14 protein-coding genes are annotated in these 16,011 nt (G+C 70.9%); 5 read left to right on the top strand and 9 right to left on the bottom strand.

The window, feature by feature from the left end; translation table 11 throughout:
- Positions 1–132: 132 nt before the first annotated feature.
- Positions 133–1,356: a lipase family protein gene (locus tag AB0M93_RS36775; RefSeq protein ID WP_364282727.1), complete on the bottom strand. Its 1,224-nt coding sequence runs from the start codon at positions 1,354–1,356 to the stop codon at positions 133–135.
- 89 nt (positions 1,357–1,445) lie between these two features.
- Between AB0M93_RS36775 and AB0M93_RS36770 the strand changes: the two genes are divergently transcribed.
- Positions 1,446–2,090, top strand: coding sequence for a TetR/AcrR family transcriptional regulator (locus AB0M93_RS36770; RefSeq protein ID WP_364282725.1), 645 nt, complete (start codon positions 1,446–1,448; stop codon positions 2,088–2,090).
- Positions 2,091–2,094: 4 nt separating this feature from the next.
- Here AB0M93_RS36770 and AB0M93_RS36765 read toward each other — a convergent pair whose 3' ends face one another.
- The 3 genes from AB0M93_RS36765 to AB0M93_RS36755 all read right to left on the bottom strand — a co-directional run bounded on the left by AB0M93_RS36765 (position 2,095) and on the right by AB0M93_RS36755 (position 5,492).
- The gene (locus AB0M93_RS36765; RefSeq protein ID WP_364283028.1) at positions 2,095–3,258 is read right to left on the bottom strand and encodes a GGDEF domain-containing protein; all 1,164 of its coding nucleotides are present in this window, start codon (positions 3,256–3,258) and stop codon (positions 2,095–2,097) included.
- A 322-nt stretch (positions 3,259–3,580) separates the two neighbouring features.
- Complete coding sequence (locus AB0M93_RS36760) at positions 3,581–4,843, bottom strand: MFS transporter (protein ID WP_364282722.1); 1,263 nt, start codon at positions 4,841–4,843, stop codon at positions 3,581–3,583.
- 313 nt (positions 4,844–5,156) lie between these two features.
- Entirely contained in the window at positions 5,157–5,492 is a 336-nt protein-coding gene (locus tag AB0M93_RS36755) for a hypothetical protein (protein WP_364282719.1), read from the bottom strand.
- Positions 5,493–5,624: 132 nt separating this feature from the next.
- Here AB0M93_RS36755 and AB0M93_RS36750 point away from each other — a divergent pair, with 132 nt between their 5' ends.
- Positions 5,625–7,505, top strand: a complete 1,881-nt coding sequence (locus AB0M93_RS36750) for an FAD/NAD(P)-binding protein (protein WP_364282717.1) — start codon at positions 5,625–5,627, stop codon at positions 7,503–7,505.
- On the opposite strand, the gene AB0M93_RS36745 is transcribed toward AB0M93_RS36750, so the two are convergent.
- The 3 genes from AB0M93_RS36745 to AB0M93_RS36735 form a co-directional block, all read right to left on the bottom strand.
- A complete protein-coding gene (locus AB0M93_RS36745) occupies positions 7,489–8,595 on the bottom strand; it encodes a glycosyltransferase (protein WP_364282714.1) in 1,107 nt (368 codons plus the stop codon). The two genes, AB0M93_RS36750 and AB0M93_RS36745, sit on opposite strands and share 17 nt — an antisense overlap.
- A 30-nt stretch (positions 8,596–8,625) precedes the next feature.
- Positions 8,626–9,264: an HNH endonuclease family protein gene (locus AB0M93_RS36740; protein ID WP_364282711.1), complete on the bottom strand. Its 639-nt coding sequence runs from the start codon at positions 9,262–9,264 to the stop codon at positions 8,626–8,628.
- 133 nt (positions 9,265–9,397) lie between these two features.
- Positions 9,398–10,042: a hypothetical protein gene (locus AB0M93_RS36735; RefSeq protein WP_364283026.1), complete on the bottom strand. Its 645-nt coding sequence runs from the start codon at positions 10,040–10,042 to the stop codon at positions 9,398–9,400.
- Positions 10,043–10,154: 112 nt separating this feature from the next.
- Between AB0M93_RS36735 and AB0M93_RS36730 the strand changes: the two genes are divergently transcribed.
- Positions 10,155–11,441 carry an adenylosuccinate synthase gene (locus AB0M93_RS36730; RefSeq protein WP_364282708.1) on the top strand — a complete coding sequence of 429 codons (1,287 nt, stop codon included), beginning with the start codon at positions 10,155–10,157 and terminating at the stop codon, positions 11,439–11,441.
- On the opposite strand, the gene AB0M93_RS36725 is transcribed toward AB0M93_RS36730, so the two are convergent.
- The gene (locus tag AB0M93_RS36725) at positions 11,438–11,935 is read right to left on the bottom strand and encodes an OsmC family protein (RefSeq protein ID WP_364282705.1); all 498 of its coding nucleotides are present in this window, start codon (positions 11,933–11,935) and stop codon (positions 11,438–11,440) included. The genes AB0M93_RS36730 and AB0M93_RS36725 overlap by 4 nt on opposite strands.
- A 116-nt stretch (positions 11,936–12,051) precedes the next feature.
- Here AB0M93_RS36725 and AB0M93_RS36720 point away from each other — a divergent pair, with 116 nt between their 5' ends.
- Positions 12,052–12,960, top strand: coding sequence for a TIGR03564 family F420-dependent LLM class oxidoreductase (locus AB0M93_RS36720; RefSeq protein WP_364282703.1), 909 nt, complete (start codon positions 12,052–12,054; stop codon positions 12,958–12,960).
- Here AB0M93_RS36720 and AB0M93_RS36715 read toward each other — a convergent pair.
- Positions 12,941–14,575: a Na+/H+ antiporter gene (locus tag AB0M93_RS36715; RefSeq protein ID WP_364282700.1), complete on the bottom strand. Its 1,635-nt coding sequence runs from the start codon at positions 14,573–14,575 to the stop codon at positions 12,941–12,943. The genes AB0M93_RS36720 and AB0M93_RS36715 overlap by 20 nt on opposite strands.
- A gap of 149 nt (positions 14,576–14,724) precedes the next feature.
- Here AB0M93_RS36715 and AB0M93_RS36710 point away from each other — a divergent pair, with 149 nt between their 5' ends.
- Positions 14,725–15,948 carry an aromatic acid/H+ symport family MFS transporter gene (locus AB0M93_RS36710; protein ID WP_364282698.1) on the top strand — a complete coding sequence of 408 codons (1,224 nt, stop codon included), beginning with the start codon at positions 14,725–14,727 and terminating at the stop codon, positions 15,946–15,948.
- Positions 15,949–16,011 lie beyond the last annotated feature (63 nt).

Genomic DNA, 16,011 nt, shown 5'->3' with positions numbered 1-16,011 from the left:
CGCCCGCGCCCTCCCCCGCCCTCACCCCCCCCCGGGGCCCCGTATCGCCCGCGTCCTTTCTCCCCCCCTCTTGGTTTTTGGTCTGGGCGTTTTCTAACTCGCCTTACCACTCACGACCGGCCGCGGCAGACCTCAGAACCAGCCGCAGTTGACCGGCGCCGGGAGGCCGGCGAAGCGGCCCTCGAGCCAGGCGAACGCCTCCGGGTACGCCCGCACCGCGCCGAGCACGTGCGTCGGCACCAGCGACGTGCTGAACTGCACCTTCACGCCCTTGCCGCACCACGTCCGGCCCAGGTCGCGGTCCTGCGCGTAGGGCACGATGTCGTCGAGTGCGCTGTGGACGATCAGCACCGGCGCCGACGGCTTCAGCGAGCCGATCTTCTGCTGGCCCACCCGCGACTTGTACGGCTCTTCGCCGAGGTACGAGGTCAGCGAGCGGCCGTCGTTGGTCAGCGTCGCCGACTGCGTGAACGCGTGCGCGGCGATCGCCTCCACCGTGCACTCGGTCCGGACCTGCTCGAACAGCTGCTTGCCGCGCGCGTTGAGCAGCGCCGGGATGTTCAGCTCCGGGTACGCGTAGTTCAAGCTGACCAGCGCGAAGCCGAGGAAGCCGACCGCGTAGTGCCCGTCGAGGTTCTTCGCGACCTCGGCGAGGTCCGCCGGCACCGCCCCGGCGTACGCGCCCTTCAGCTTCAGCTCGGGTGCGTAGCCCGGCTGCAGTTCCGCCGCCGCGGCCGACGCGCCGCCGCCCTGGGAGTAGCCCGCGATCGCGACCGGGCCGTCGTCGGGCAGGCCCGCTTCCGGCAGCCGCTGCGCCGCGCGGATCGCGTCGAGCACCGCGTGCCCCTGCGAAGCCCGGTTGACGTACGTGTGGTCGCCGGGCGTGCCCAGCCCTTCGTAGTCGGTGACGACGACGCCGTAGCCCCGCGTCAGCAGCCCGGCGATGAACGGGCCTTCGTACTCGAAGCCCGCGGCAAGCGCTTTCGACGGGGCGCAGTCGTCGCCCTCGCCCTGCGTGCCGACGGCGTAGGAGACGATCGGGCGCGGCCCGGAACCGTGCCACGCCGCGTGCGGCGTCAGCACCGTGCCGGTGACGGCGATCGGCGTGTCGTGCGTGTCGCGGCTGAGGTACATGATCCGCTGCACGTCTGCGTCGGCCTTGATCAGCTGGATCGGGTCGATGTAGAACGTCGACGTCTCGTGCCGGATGACGTCGCCGTCGCGGCCGGCGGGCAGGGGGGACGGGGGATCGTAGAAGGACGCGGCGGCGGCCGCGGGCGGACCGAGCGTCGCCAGGGCCAGAACGGAAACCGTGGCGACGACCGCGGAGAGGGCGCGGCGGGGGAAGATACGCATGCTTGCTCCTCGTTGAGCAGGGCGGGTGCGCGGGGGAACACCTTTTTGGACAGAGGTGTCGGAAAAAGAATCACGTGAGGTGGACCACGATGTCAAGCCCGGCTCCGCGCGGGCGGCCGCGCAAGCTCCCGGTCTCCGAACAGCGCGCCCGCGTGCTGGAGGCGACCGCGCGGGTCGTCGCGCAGCACGGGATGCAGGGCGCGACGATCGAGCAGATCGCCCGCGAGGCCGGCGTTTCGCGGCAGGGCGTCTACGAGCAGTTCGGCGACCGCGCGACGCTGTTCGCCGAGGTCGTGGCGGTCACCGAGGAAAGCGCGTTCACCGCCATCGCCGGCCCTTCGGTGGCCGACACGCAGCCGGGCCTGCGGGCCTGGGCGCGGGCCAACTACGCCAACATGGTCACCTTCGTCGCCGACCACCCGGAGGGCTACGGCGTGCTCCGGGCGGCCGAGCGCGCCGGCGACCCCGCTCTCACCCGGTTGAGGGAGCGGCTGGCCGTCGTCTACGCCGACGCCAGCCGCAAGCGGTGGGCGGCGCACGGCATCGACTCCGGCCGGGCCGACCGCGCGCTCGTCACCCTCTTCTTCGCGATGACCGAATCACTGGTCCAGGCCACCTGGGATGGCGAGCCGCCGGACCAGGACGCCTTGATCGACCTGCTGACCGAATTCACCGTCGGCGGCGTCGCCCGCCTCCAGACCAAGGCGAGCGACGTCATCGAGCGGTTGCGGTAGGGCGCTAAGCCGCGGCCAACGCCGCCGCCGCGGACCCCACCACCCTATTTCGCCCGCCGTGTTTGGCCGCGTACACGGCCGCGTCGGCCGACGCCATCACTTCCTCGATCGACGACCCGTCCAGCGGGTAGGCGGCGACGCCGATGGACGCCGTCTGCCGTTCGATGTCGACGGCGGTGCCCGCGTTGGTCGTGGTGCTGATGATCAGCTCGCTGACCCGTTGCCGGATCCGCTCCGCCGTGACGATGGCGTCCTCCTTGGACGTCGACGGCAGCAGCGCGACGAACTCCTCGCCCCCGAACCGGCCGACCAGGTCGTGCGCCCGGGTCTCCTGCTTGACCACGGCGGCGACCGCCTTGAGCACGTCGTCCCCCGCGAGGTGCCCGTAGGTGTCGTTGATCCGCTTGAAGTGGTCGAGGTCGATCATCATGGCGCCGAAGCTGCCGTTCTCGCGCGCGGCGCGCGAGATCTCGCGCTGGGCGCCGTCCTGCCAGGTGGTGGCGTTGAGCAGCTGCGTCTTCTGGTCGGTGGTCGCCAGCTCTTCCAGCCGCTTGACCAGCACGGACCGCTGCAGCACGTACAGCGGCAGGATGACCAGCACCGACAGCAGCGGCTCGTGGCCGAGCACCATCACCAGCAGGCCGCCGACGCAGAGCGTGGACAGCTCGAGGAGGTTGTCGTCCATGCCGCCCAGGCAGCTCTCGACCGTCGCCTCGGCCGGGTTGGCGAGGTAGAGGCCGAGTCCGGTGAGGGCCGCGTTGACCACGAAGTACACCAGCACCGCGATCGAAACGGTGACGACGCTGAGCTCGGGCGAGTACAGCGTGACCAGGCCGGCCGAGCACGCCGACAGCGTCGCGCTGGTGGCGTTCGCGGCGACCCGGTGCGGCTGGCCCGGGCGGGTGCCCGACCAGCTGCGCAGCGCCAGGCCGACGTACAGCGTCACCCCGAGCAAGGTGACCAGCTGCGTCGGCAGCAGCAGGGCGGCGGGCAGCAGCCACACCGACGTCATGTTCATGTGCGGGCCGTCGCTCAGGATGCGCCGCTGGCGCTCGATCCGGCGGCTGACCTCGGTTTGGGCCAGTGCGAGAGCCCCCAGCAGCCCCACGATGCCCAGGTGCTTCAACGTGACCGGGGTGGTGACCGTGGCGACGGCCGTCCAGCCCACCAGTACTGCGATCGCCGCGAGCGTGACAGCGATCCAGCGGGGCGGCCGCCGCCACAGCGCCCAGCCCGCAACACCAGAAATCACGCCTTGTCCAGACCGTTCCCCCAATGTGACCATTTTTCCCCCAAACCCTTGCGCTCGGTGGTGGTGATGAACCACTCACGGACAGTTTCAGCCCGTTTGCCGTCTGTCCACAAGGGCCTTAGGTGTGTACATTTTCCGGGACGCCGGATCGAAGGGTGGCCAGCGATGCGTTCCAGAGATCAGTGAGCCGGAGCCGCGCCGCAAGGTCGCGATGACGAAACCAGCGTGTCGAGCGTGTTCAGGCGTGTTCGGCGCGCTGGGTTTCAAAGTCATGCCCGTCTTCGCCGGCCCTTGAACTCCGCGCACGCCGCCACGCCAGCGCGAGCGGCACCGTAAGTATCAATCCGGCAACGCCGAAGATTCCGACGGTTGTTTGCGCCCCGAAGTAGTCGGTCAGCACGCCGCCGATGAGCGGGCTCACGCCGAGCATCGTCGTCAGCCCGGTGTTGGACAGCCCCATCGTCTGCGCCCGGTTCTCGTCCGGGACGGCCAGCGTCAGCGACGCCGTGGCCTGCAGCAGCGCCACCGCGCCGAAGGCCCCGGACAGGATGAACAGGACGATCGACACCCACGGGCCGGGCTGCGCGAAGCCCACCAGCATGGGCACCCCGCACAGCGCCGACAGCGGCGCGATCAGCTTCGGCCGGGCGTCGGACGGCACCCACCGCGTGAAGACGAACGTGCCGATCACGCTGCCCACCGGGTCGGCCGCGAGCAGCAGCCCGACGAGTTCGGGCCCACCGCCCGCCGACGCCACGTACGGCGCGGCGATCCCCTCGTAGACCGGCAGCAGGCCCATCAGCCAGGTGAACAGCACCAGCGTCCGCAGGGCGGGGCTGGCGAAGGCCACCCGGCCACCGGCGCCGATCGTGGCGAAGAACGACTTCCGCGTCTCCGGGTTCGCGGCAGCAGGCCGCGGGCGCACGCCGAACCGGACGAAGGTCGCGGACAGCAGGAACGTGACGGCATCGAGCACCAGCGCGACGTGCGGGTCGAGGGCCAGCAGCAGCGCGCCGCCGCCGGCGAAGCCGAGCAGCTGCGCCGACTGGACGGTCATGGTGCGCACGCCCATGCCGACGACGAACCGGTCGCCCTCCAGGACCTGCGGCAGCAGCGCGAGCTGGGCGGCCTTGAACGGCGGGTTCAGCAGCGAGACGCCGCCGACGAGCACGCAGACCACCCAGAACGGCAGGTCGGGCACGGCGACGAGCAGGATCAGCCCGGCCCGGAGCAGGTCGACGGCGACCATCACGGTGCGTCGCGAGAACCGGTCGGCGAGCCCGGTCAGGAAGATGCCGCCGATCAGCGACGGGGCGAAGGTCAGCGCGTAGGTGAGCCCGGTCAGCGTGGCGGAACCGGTGGTGGTGAACACCAGGATCGAAAGCGCCACTCTCGCCAGCTGGTCCCCGGCGATCGACAACAGTTCCGCGAACCAGAGCGCCCGGAACTCGGCGATCCCGAACACCTCGCGGAACGTGACCCGGTCCGGCGGTGCTGCCATGCGTTTCTCCGACTCCGTGTGCAGACCGTGCCCGCCTCGGACCAGTCGTCGATTGACCGGCTGGTCACCAGGCCGTCACGGTACGTGAGTTCCCCCAGCCAGTGTCCCGTGACAGTTGGTAAATCTCTAGGTTCTTTCGCTGGTATCCAAGGTGTCACGGAGCTTTCCCGAACGGGTCAGACGATAGCCCGCAGTGTCTGACCGGTCGCCCAGGAGTCACCGATGGATCATTCCGCACCACTCGGTCGGGTCGCCAGAGGCAAAAGTAGCCACCTCGCGTTCGCGAGGTGGCTACCGGCCGGAAACGGCCACCTCAGCCCGCCTGGCGTGCGCGTTCGATCACTTCGATCGACGCGCGGACCTGCTCGAAGCTGGGCGGCACGGCCCGGTTGAAGACGACGGTCAGGGACCGGCGCGGGATGACGACGAACTCGACGTCGACCCCGGCCGCCTCCGCGGCGGCCTCGACGACGTCCCGCCAGTGCTCCGGGTCGATCCCGTCCGGATCGGCCCACTCGTGGGCGAAGATCGCCCAGTTCCCCCGGAGGAGGGTGCCGACCACGTCCTGCGCGGTGTGGACGCGGCGCGGCGAACCGAGCTCGTCGGCCAAGTATTCGCAGGTGGCGGCGTGCGGCTGAGGTCCGGGCACCTCGGTGGACGAAGGTCAAGTCCGCTCCTTTCGCCGGCGTACCCGAGGACTTCGGAGCCGCGGGCACGCCGGATGGGTTCCGCCCTGTGGGAACGGCTTCCGGCCGCGAAAGCCCGGCGTAGCTTCGGGTTCGTGGCCGATCTCCCGCCGTTCACCCTGGTTGTCGTGGGCGCCGGACCCCGCGGGGTCGGCGTCCTCGAACGGCTCGGCGCGAACGCCGGGGAACTGCTCGGCGACCGGCGGCTCGAGGTGCACCTGGTCGACCCCTTTCCGCCCGGGCCCGGCCGGGTGTGGCGGTACGACCAGTCACCGCTGCTGCGGATGAACTCCATGCCCGAGGACGTCACGATGTTCACCGACGACTCGGTGACGATGGCGGGCCCGGTGCGGCCGGGTCCGTCGCTGCTGGAGTGGGCGCGGAAGGTGCGGGACGGCGGGCTCGACGCCGAGGTGCCTGCCGGCGTCGTCGCCGAGCTGGCCGCGCTCGGCCCCTTCGACTTCCCCACCCGGCGGCTGCTGAGCGCCTACCTGACCTGGGTGTACCGGCACGTCGTGGCGGACCTCCCCGGCGGCGTCGACGTCGTCGAGCACGCGGCCCGGGCGACCGGGGTGGCCGGGAACACCGTCAGCCTGTCCGACGGGTCGGCCATCGCCGCGGACGCCGTCGTGTTCACCGTCGGGCACCTCGACGCGGAACCCGACGAGCGGGAGCGCGAGCTGGTGTCGTTCGCCGCACGGCACGGGCTGGCCTACTACCCGGCCGGTTACACCGCCGACGTCGACTACTCCGCCATCGCCCCGGGCGAACCCGTGCTGGTGCGGGGGTTCGGGCTCGCGTTCGTCGACCTGATGCTGCTGCTGACCGAGGGCCGCGGCGGCCGGTTCGAAAAGCGGCCGGGCGGCGGGCTGCGCTACCACCCGAGCGGCGCCGAGCCGGTGCTGCACGTCGGTTCCCGGCGCGGGGTGCCCTACCACGCGAAGATCGGCTACCGGCTGCGCGGGAAACCGTTGCGGCTGCCCAGGTTCTTCGACGCCTACGCCATCGACGAGCTGGCCGGCGCCGCGCTGGACTTCCGCCGGGACATCTGGCCGCTGATGGCGAAGGAGCTGGCCTGGGGCTACTACAGCGAGCTGTTCACCGGGCATCCCGAGCGGGTGCGGCTGGACTTCGCGGTGTTCGCCGACGCCTTCGCCGACCTGCCCTGGGACTCGCCGGGCATGCGGGACCTCGTCGAGCGCGCGGTGCCCGCCGAGGCCGACCGGCTCGACCTCGACCGGCTGGACCGGCCCATGGCGGGCCGCACGTCCGGCACGGCCGAGGAGTTCGGCAAGGAACTGCGCGAGTACGTCGAAGCCGACCTGGCGCGCCGGGCGGACCAGGAGTTCAGCGCCGATCTGGGTGCCTTCATGGCGCTGCTGTCGGTGTACGCCCAGCTGCCCACGCTGGTCCGGAACGGACGGCTGACCGCCGCGTCGCAAGTGTCCGATGTGGACGGCTGGTTCCACGGGTTCTTCTCGTACTACGCCAGCGGACCGCCCCCGCGTCGCCTGGAGGAACTGCTGGCGCTGCACGAGGCGGGGCTGGTTTCGTTCGTGGGCGCGGAAATGCGGGTCGCGGCCGAGCGCGGCGTCTTCGTGGCGTCCGGAGCGAGTCACCCGGAAACGGTCGAAGCACGCACGCTCGTCGAAGCGCGGCTGCCGGCCCCGAGCGTCACCCGCGCGGCCGACGGCCTCCTCCGGCAGCTGCGCGACGCGGGCGAGCTGGCCGAAGAGGCGGTGGCGGATCCGGTGACGGGCGAGTTGCTGCCGTCGGGCCGGATCCACACGCGGGTGTCGGACTCCCGCCTGCTCGACGGAACGGGCCGGGCCCACCCGCACCGGTTCTCGGTGGGCCCGCACACGAGCGCCCGCTCGGCGGCGGCGTTCACCCGGCCGCGGACGAACGCCTTGTCGTTCCGCCAGAACGACGCCGTGGCAAGGGAAATCCTGGCGCTGGTCAACCCGCCCAGCTGACGACGTCGGCCAGGACCTGTTCGGGCGAAGGCATTCCGGCGATTTCCCGCGCGACACCCTCGGCGATTTCCCGCGGCTGCGGATCGGTCAGGAGCGCGCGGGCCGCCGTCTCGATCGCGTCGATCCGGACCGCGTCGCCGACCAGCGCCTTCGCCGCGCCGAGCGCGCTCAGGGTGTCGGCGTTGGCGAACTGGTCCGCGCCCTGCGGCAGGATCAGCTGCGGCAGCCCGGCGGCGAGCGCGGCGAGGGTCGTGCCGGTGCCGCCGTGGTGCACCACCAGACCGGCGTGCTTCAGCACCTCGGCCTGCGGCACGAACCCCGCGACCCGGACCCGCCCCGGCAACTCGCCCAGCAGCGCGGGATCGCCCGGGCCGAGCGCCACCAGCACGTCGACGTCGAGCTTCGACAGCGCGCGGATCGCCCCGCGCAGCACCTGCGTAGCGCCGTAGACGACGGTGCCGAGCGTCAGGTAGGCGAAGCCGTCGTCCGGAAGGGGCGGCAGCGGGACGTCGGGGTCGTAGGGCGTCGGCCGCATCCGGAACACCTTCGGCACGGCGGCGGTACCCGGATCGCGGACGCTGTCGGGCCAGACGTCGACGCAGACGTCACCCAGCAGGGCATCGGCGGGCAGCTCACCCCACAGCGGCCGCAGCCGTTCGGTGGCGACGGCGAGCAGTTCCGGCGGCATCGACCGCCCGATCACCACCGAGACGGCGGGCAGCCCCGCACGCCGGGCCGCAATCCCGGTGCCGACGTCGCTCATCTCGTAAACGAGAAGGTCGGGCCGCAGCCGCGGCAGCAACGGCGCCAGGTCGTCGAGGAGCGAGCGCGGCAGCAGCTCGGCGAACATCGTGATGCCGACATCGAGAAAGCCGGCGTCCTCGCCGTGCCGCTGTTTGGCCTCGGCTTCGGCCTCACCGATCCCGATGCCGGCGCGGTGGGCTTCGAACCCGAGGTCACGCACCATGGGGACGAAGTCGCTGCCGGTACCGAAGACGACGTCGTGCCCGGCGTCCCGAGCCGCGATCGCGAGCGGCAGCAGCGGGTACAGGTGGCCGTACGCCGGGCGGCACGTGAGGAGGATCCGCACCCACCCGAGCGTACTGGTCAGGCGTGGACCTCAGCAGCGGCCGAGCATGTCCGTCAGCGCCGTCTTCTCCGCCGAGTTGATCGTCAGCTTGAACTTGTACTTCACCGCGACCCACATCTTCGCGTAGGTGCACCAGTAGCTGACGAGCGGCGGCTTCCACGCGTCGGGCGACTTGTCGCCCTTCTCCTGGTTGACGTTGTCCGTCACGGCGATCAGCTGCGGGTCGGTGAGGTCGTTCGCGAACGCCTGGCGCTGCGCGGTCGTCCACGACGACGCGCCCGTGCGCCACGCGTCGGCCAGGGGGACGACGTGGTCGATGTCCACATCGGACGCCGCCGTCCAGGTTGCGCCGTCGTACGGGCTGAACCACTTGCCGGAGGTTGCGGCGCAGCTGGAGTCGGTCACTACGTTCGTGCCGTCGCGCTTCAGCACCACTTCGCGGGTGTTGCAGCTGTTGCCCTGGTCGATCCAGTGCGGGAACTTGTCGCGGCTGTAGCCGGTCTGCGAACCGTCGGCCTTGACCGTGAGGGTCGCGAGCTCGGACTGCGCGGTGGTTGCCGACGGGATGCCCGGCGGGGTCGCGTCCGCGACGCCGGCCAGGGTGCCGGACAGCACCGCGGTCACGGCGAGGACAGTGAACGAATGACGAACAGCACGCCTGGTTGGCATCTTGCTGCCTCCGTGTCGTAAGTGGGGACAGCTAACCCTGCGACACGGGAGTGGCGGGTACAACACGTATAGGTGACATGTTGCTGCCCGTCAATGAACAGTGCGTTACCCGCGGTTCACCGGACAGTGTTGATCAGAGGGCTCCCCGGACCAGCCGCAGGTCTTCGGTGTGCCGGTACCAGGTCCACTTGTTCACCGCGCGCTCGTAGACGACGTCGTCGCGCACCGGCCGGGTCGGGATGCAGCCGATCTGGAACGCCCGCGAGTACAACGTCGTCGGCCGCTTGAAGATCGTCCCCTTGACGACCCGGACGGCCATGCCCGGACCGCCCGGGTCCGGCGTCACCTCGATGGCCGCGGCGGGCCCGCGCAGCGCCACCTGCTCGTCGGCGTAGGCCACCCCGCGGACCAGCCGCAGCTCCCCGCGCCCGACGAGCACGCCGCCGACGTCGTCGCGGATCAGCGGCACCGGGTCGACCTCGCCGCGCAACGCCAGTGCGAGCGCCTGCAACGGCGTCTTCGGCAGGCCCCACAGCGTGGCGACGGACGAGCCGGGCGACGACGGCACGAACCCGACCGACACACCGGAGACGGCGTCCTTGCGCAGCAGCCGCACCACTACGGCGGCCAAGTCCGCGTCCGTGCCCGACACGACCAGGTGATCGTGTTCGCCCAGCAAGGGGTCGATTTCCGCCTTGCCGGGACGGCTCGGCACGCGGATCGACTCGATGTCGTCGACCTCCTCGAAGCCGGCCGCCTCGTCGCCACAGGCCACCACTATTCCGCGCACCCGCGGGTCCTCCGTTACAGTCATGCACCGGCATTTCGTCAGCGCCACCGGTGTCCGTCCGGGACACTAAACCTCAGTCGTCGAACACCTGGAGTGTCACATGCCGGCCATCGTGCTCATCGGTGCCCAATGGGGAGACGAAGGCAAGGGCAAGGCCACCGACCTGATGGGTGACCGCGTCCAGTGGGTCGTCCGCTACCAGGGTGGCAACAACGCCGGTCACACGGTCGTCCTGCCGAACGGCGAGAACTTCGCCCTGCACCTCATCCCGTCCGGCATCCTCACCCCCGGCGTGACGAACGTCATCGGCAACGGCGTGGTCGTGGACCCGGGTGTGCTGCTGGAAGAGCTGTCCGGACTGGAAGCGCGGGACGTCGACACGTCCAAGCTGCTGATCTCCGCCGACGCCCACTTGATCATGCCGTACCACGTGGCCATCGACAAAGTCACCGAGCGGTACCTCGGCAGCCGCAAGATCGGCACCACCGGCCGCGGCATCGGGCCGTGCTACCAGGACAAGATCGCCCGCGTCGGCGTCCGCGTGCAGGACCTGCTCGACGAGAAGATCTTCCGCCAGAAGGTCGAAGCCGCGCTGGAGTTCAAGAACCAGGTGCTGGTGAAGGTCTACAACCGCAAGGCGCTGGACGCGGACCAGGTCGCCGACGAGGTGCTGGCGGCCGGCGAGAAGTTCGCGCACCGCATCGCCGACACGCGGCTGCAGCTGAACCAGGCGCTGGAGCGCGGCGAAACCGTGCTGCTGGAGGGTTCGCAGGGCACGCTGCTGGACGTCGACCACGGCACCTACCCGTTCGTGACGTCGTCGAACCCGACGTCCGGCGGGGCGAGCGCGGGTTCGGGCATCGGCCCCGGCCGGATCGGCACGGTCCTCGGCATCCTCAAGGCGTACACCACCCGCGTCGGCTCCGGCCCGTTCCCGACCGAGCTGCACGACGAGTCGGGCGAGTACCTGCGCAAGCAGGGTGGCGAGTTCGGCGTGACGACGGGCCGCTCGCGGCGCACCGGCTGGTTCGACGCGGTGATCGCGCGGTACGCGGTGCGCGTCAACGGCATCACCGACTACTTCCTCACGAAGCTGGACGTGCTGTCCGGCCTGGAGAAGGTGCCGGTGTGCGTCGGCTACGAAGTCGACGGGTTCCGCACGCAGGACATGCCGATGACGCAGACCGACGTGCACCACGCGATCCCGATCTACGAAGAGCACCCGGGCTGGTTCGAGGACATCTCGGGCTGCCGCACGTTCGAGGAGCTCCCGGCGAACGCGCGGGCGTACGTCGAGCGCCTGGAAGAGCTGTCGGGCGCCCGGATTTCGGCCATCGGCGTCGGCCCGGGGCGCGACCAGACGATCGTCCGGCACGAATTCGTCTAGGTCAGCTTCGTGCTGACCGGCGTCTCGTTGCGGAACAAGTCGAGCACCGGGCAGTGCTCGTCGACCTCGCGCTTGAGGTCTTCGTAGCGCTCCCGGCTCGCCGGTCCCTCGAGTTCGACGGAGACGCGCACGTCCCCGAAACCGGGGCGGGTGTTGAAGGAGAAGCCGAAGAACCCGTGCAGGTCGAGGTCGCCGTCGACGGTGACCTTGATCGAGTCGATCGGGATGCCGCGCTTCGCCGCCCAGAACTGGTAGGTGATGACCTGGCAGGACCCGAGGGCGGCGAGCGCGTACTCGACGGGGTTGGCGGCCCGGTCGGTGCCGCCGAGCGCGGCCGGTTCGTCGACGGTGAAAGCGTGGTCCCGCACGTTGACTTCGACTTCGGTCCTGGTCCCGGGCTTGAGGACGTGGCCGACGCTGAAGGACACGGCGGCGTTGTGCGGATCGGCGTCGACGGCCTTGCGGGTGCCTTCGATGACTTCGGTCAGCGACATGGGCTCTCCTCGGTGATCGGTATTTCGCACAGAGTGGGCGAATCCCGTGGCTCGCGCTCGGGTTCTCATGTCCTGGGAAGCCGGAAACCGCTGGCGCCGCTCGCTAGCGTGGAAGCATGACCATCGGAGTCACGTTGCCCGCCGGAGACGCCGGGTCCGCGTCCAACCTCGTCGACGAGCTGATCACCCAGACGCGCCAAGCCGCCGAAGCCGGGCTGCGGTCGGTCTGGTTTTCGCAGCTGCCGCTCAGCCAGGACGCCATCGCGATCGCCGCGCTGGCCGGGCGGGAGGTGCCGGGGATCGAGGTGGGGACCTCGGTCGTGCCCACCTACCCGCGGCACCCGTTCCTGGTCGCGGGCGCGGCGCAGACCGCGCAGGCGGCCACCGGCGGCCGGTTCACGCTCGGCATCGGGCTCGGGTCGAAGGGGTTCCTCGGGCCCGTCTACGGCGTCGAGTACCCGCCGCCGATCCGGCACCTGCGCGAGTATCTGACCGTGCTCCGGCGGGTCTTCGCCGGGGAGGCCGTCGAGTTCGAGGGCGAGACGATCACCGCGCGTGCCCCCGGACCGTCCACAGTGTCCGGCGGTGGGGACGTCCCGATCATCGTGGCCGCGATGGGACCGCAGGCGCTGCGCGTCACCAGTGAGCTCGCCGACGGCACGCTGCCCTTCCTCGCCGGACCGAGAGCGCTTTCCGAAGAGATCGTCCCGGCCCTGCCCGCGGGCAAGCGGATCATCGCCGCCGTGCCCGCCGTCGTCACCGACGATCCCGACGCCGTCCGCGCGCTGGCCGTCGAGCAGATGGGCTTCTACGCGCAGATCCCGTCTTACCGGCGGATCCTCGACGTCGAAGGCGTCGGTCACCCGGCGGACCTGGCGATCATCGGCGACGAGAAGACCGTCCTCGACGGGCTCCGGCGCTACTACGACGCCGGCGCGACCGACGTCCTCGTGACGCAGACCGGCATCCGCTCCGCCGAAGAGCGGCTGCGGACCTGGCAGGTCGTCAGCTCATCCGGTTCGTGAGGGTCGCCGACACCGACATCTCCTCCAGGTCCAGCTCCCGCAGCACCTTCTGCAGCACTTCGTCGTCGAGCCGGCCGGCGCGGTTCTCCTCGATCATCGCCTTGCGCTGGGTGATCAGCAGCTCGCGCCGGGCCTTCGCGAACTGGGCCTGCGGGCTGCCGGACCGGTCTTCGCCGGACAGCGTGATCGCGGCCTTGGCGAAGCGGTACCGCGTGTCGATCAGCCGCTGGAGCCGCTCCTTGAGCCGGTCGACCTTCTCCTGGGGCAGGTCCAGCGCAGCCAGCCGCTCGTGGCCGAGCTCGCGCAGCCGTTCGTGCGCGGCCTTCTTCGCGACTTCGCGCGCGGCCAGCTCCTCCGCTTCGTCCCGCGACGCTTCGGTGGGGTCCTCCACCTTCAGGGCCCGGATCAGCGGCGGCAACGTCAGCCCCTGGATGAGCACCGTGCCGACGGCCACGGTGAACGCGAACAGCTGGATCTCCTCGCGTCCCGGGGTGCCCGCCGGAACACCGGCCGCCGCCGCCAGGGTGACGACCCCGCGCATGCCGGTCCACGACACCACCGCCAGCGTCCGCCACGACGGCGCCTCGCGGTCGCGGCCGAAGAGCCGCACCGTCTGGGGCAGGTAGGCGGAGACGAACACCGCCGGGATCCGCACCAGCATCGTCACCGCCAGCACGGCCACCGCGACGAGGGCGAGCGTGCCGTTGTCGCGGGCCGCGTGCTGGGCGCCATCGAGGACGAACGGCAGCTGCAGCCCCATCAACGCGAACACGAGCGCTTCCAGCAGGACGTCGATCGAGGCCCAGACCGATCTGTCCTGCATGCGCGTCGCCGGCGACGCGTAGACGGAACGGTGGCCGAGGTAGAGGCCGGCGGCCACGACGGCGAGCACGCCCGACCCGCTGAAGTCGTCGCTGATCGGGTGCAGGTGCTCGGCGGTGAGGTACGCGGCGAACGGCACGATGATCCCGAACGCCGACTCCATCAGCGGGTCGTCGAGCAGCCGCCGGATCAGCACGACGACGCCGCCGATCGCCAGGCCGACGGCGATGCCCAGCACGGTCGCCACCCCGAACACCGCGAACCCGTGCCCGGCCGAGCCCGAAAGCCCCGCGACGGCGGCGAGCGCCACCTTGTACAGCGTCAGCGCGGCGGCGTCGTTGACCAGGCTTTCCCCGGTCAGCACGGCCATCACCCGCCGGGGCAGGCCGAGCTTGCGGCCGATCGCCACCGCCGTCACCGCGTCCGGCGGCGCCACGACCGCGCCGATGACCAGCGCCGACGCGAACGGCACGTCCGGCAGCAGCAGGTGCACGACGACGGCGACGACCACCGCGGTCACGCCGACCAGCACCACGCCGAGCGCGATGATCGGCCGCAGGTTCGTCCGGAAGTGCGTCACCGAGCTTTCGAGCGACGTCGAGTAGAGCAGCGGCGGCAGCACGACGCTGAGGACCAGCTCGGGTTCCAGCTCCAGTCGCGGCACACCGGGGATCAGCGCGACGCCGAGCGCGACGAGCACCACCAGCAGCGGCGCGGACAGGTTGTAGCGCCGGGCGAGGGCGGTCAGCGCGAGTGAGCCCGCGAGCACGCCCATCAGCGTCAGGATTTCCACGCACTCGATCTTTCCGCAGGTGACGCGGCCCTGCTCGGCTTCCGTTCAGCGGAAAAGCGGTGGATTGTGTCGGACCCCACAGGCATAGTTGTGCGCAATACGCACATGTGTGCGCAAGACGTGCACCGACGCACCACCGGAGGTTCCCGATGTCCCCTGGCGCCCGCTCCTGGGTCGTGCCCCTGGCCTGGACCGCCGTTCTGCTCGACGGGTTCGACCTGGTCGTGCTCGGCACCGTCCTGCCCGTCCTGCTCCGCGGCCACGTCTGGGGCCTGACCCCCGGCACGGCGGCGGTGGTGTCGACCGTCGGGCTCGCCGGGATGATGCTGGGCGGCCTGGCGATCGGCACGGTCACCGACGTGATCGGCCGCCGGAAGTCCCTGATCATTGCGGTGGCGCTGTTCTCGCTGTGCACGCTGCTGTGCGCCTTCGCGCCGTCGACGTTCGCCTTCGGGCTGCTGCGGTTCGTCGCCGGGCTGGGCCTCGGCGGCTGCCTGCCGACGGCGATCACCCTGGTGACGGAGTACGCGCGCCACGGGAAGGCCGGCAGCGCGACGACCACGGTGATGACGGGCTACCACGTCGGCGCGGTGCTGACGGCGTTGCTGGGCATCGTGCTGATCTCGCCGCTGGGCTGGCGCGCGATGTTCGTCGCCGGCGCGCTGCCCGCCGTCGTGCTGATCCCGATGATGCTGAAGTTCCTGCCGGAGTCCGAGACGTTCCAGCGGGTCCGCGAGACCGAGCGGTCGGCCGGGCACGCCGTCGCCGGCCTGTTCCGGGGTGGCCTGCTGCGCGCGACGATCGCGTTCTGGGTGACGTCGTTCATGGGCCTGCTGCTGGTGTACGGGCTGAACACGTGGCTGCCGGAGATCATGCGCCAAGCCGGCTACCCGCTGGGCGCGGCGCTGAGCCTGCTGCTGACGCTGAACGTCGGCGGCATCGCCGGCCTGCTGGTGGCGGGCCGGGTCGCCGACCGCGTCGGCATCCGTCCGTCGGCGATCGCCTGGTTCTGCGCGGGCGCGCTGTTCCTGGCCCTGCTGAGCGTGAAGCTGCCGGCGGTCGGGCTGTACGCGGCGGTGTTCCTGACGGGCTGTTTCGTGTTCAGCGCCCAGGTCCTGGTGTACGCGTACATCGGCCGCCTCTACCCGGACGCGATCCGCGCAACGGGCCTCGGCTGGTCGGCCGGAATCGGCCGCATCGGCGCAATCTCCGGCCCAGTCCTGGGCGGCGCGCTCCTGTCGGCGGGCATCGCGTACCCGTGGGGCTTCTACGCCTTCGCGGGCGTAGGCGCCCTGGGCGCGGCGGCGGTCACGATGGTCCGCCCGGGCCACCGTTCCCCGGCTCCCGACCCCGCCCCAGTGGCCACTTCCTGAGCCTGCACGAGTTCGTGACCTCGACGACGTCGCCCAGGCCCATGTTCTGGAAGAACCACTGGG

Source organism: Amycolatopsis sp. NPDC051102 (genome assembly GCF_040682815.1).
Taxonomy (GTDB): Bacteria; Actinomycetota; Actinomycetes; order Mycobacteriales; family Pseudonocardiaceae; genus Amycolatopsis.
This window is presented reverse-complemented; position numbering and strand designations above follow the sequence as displayed.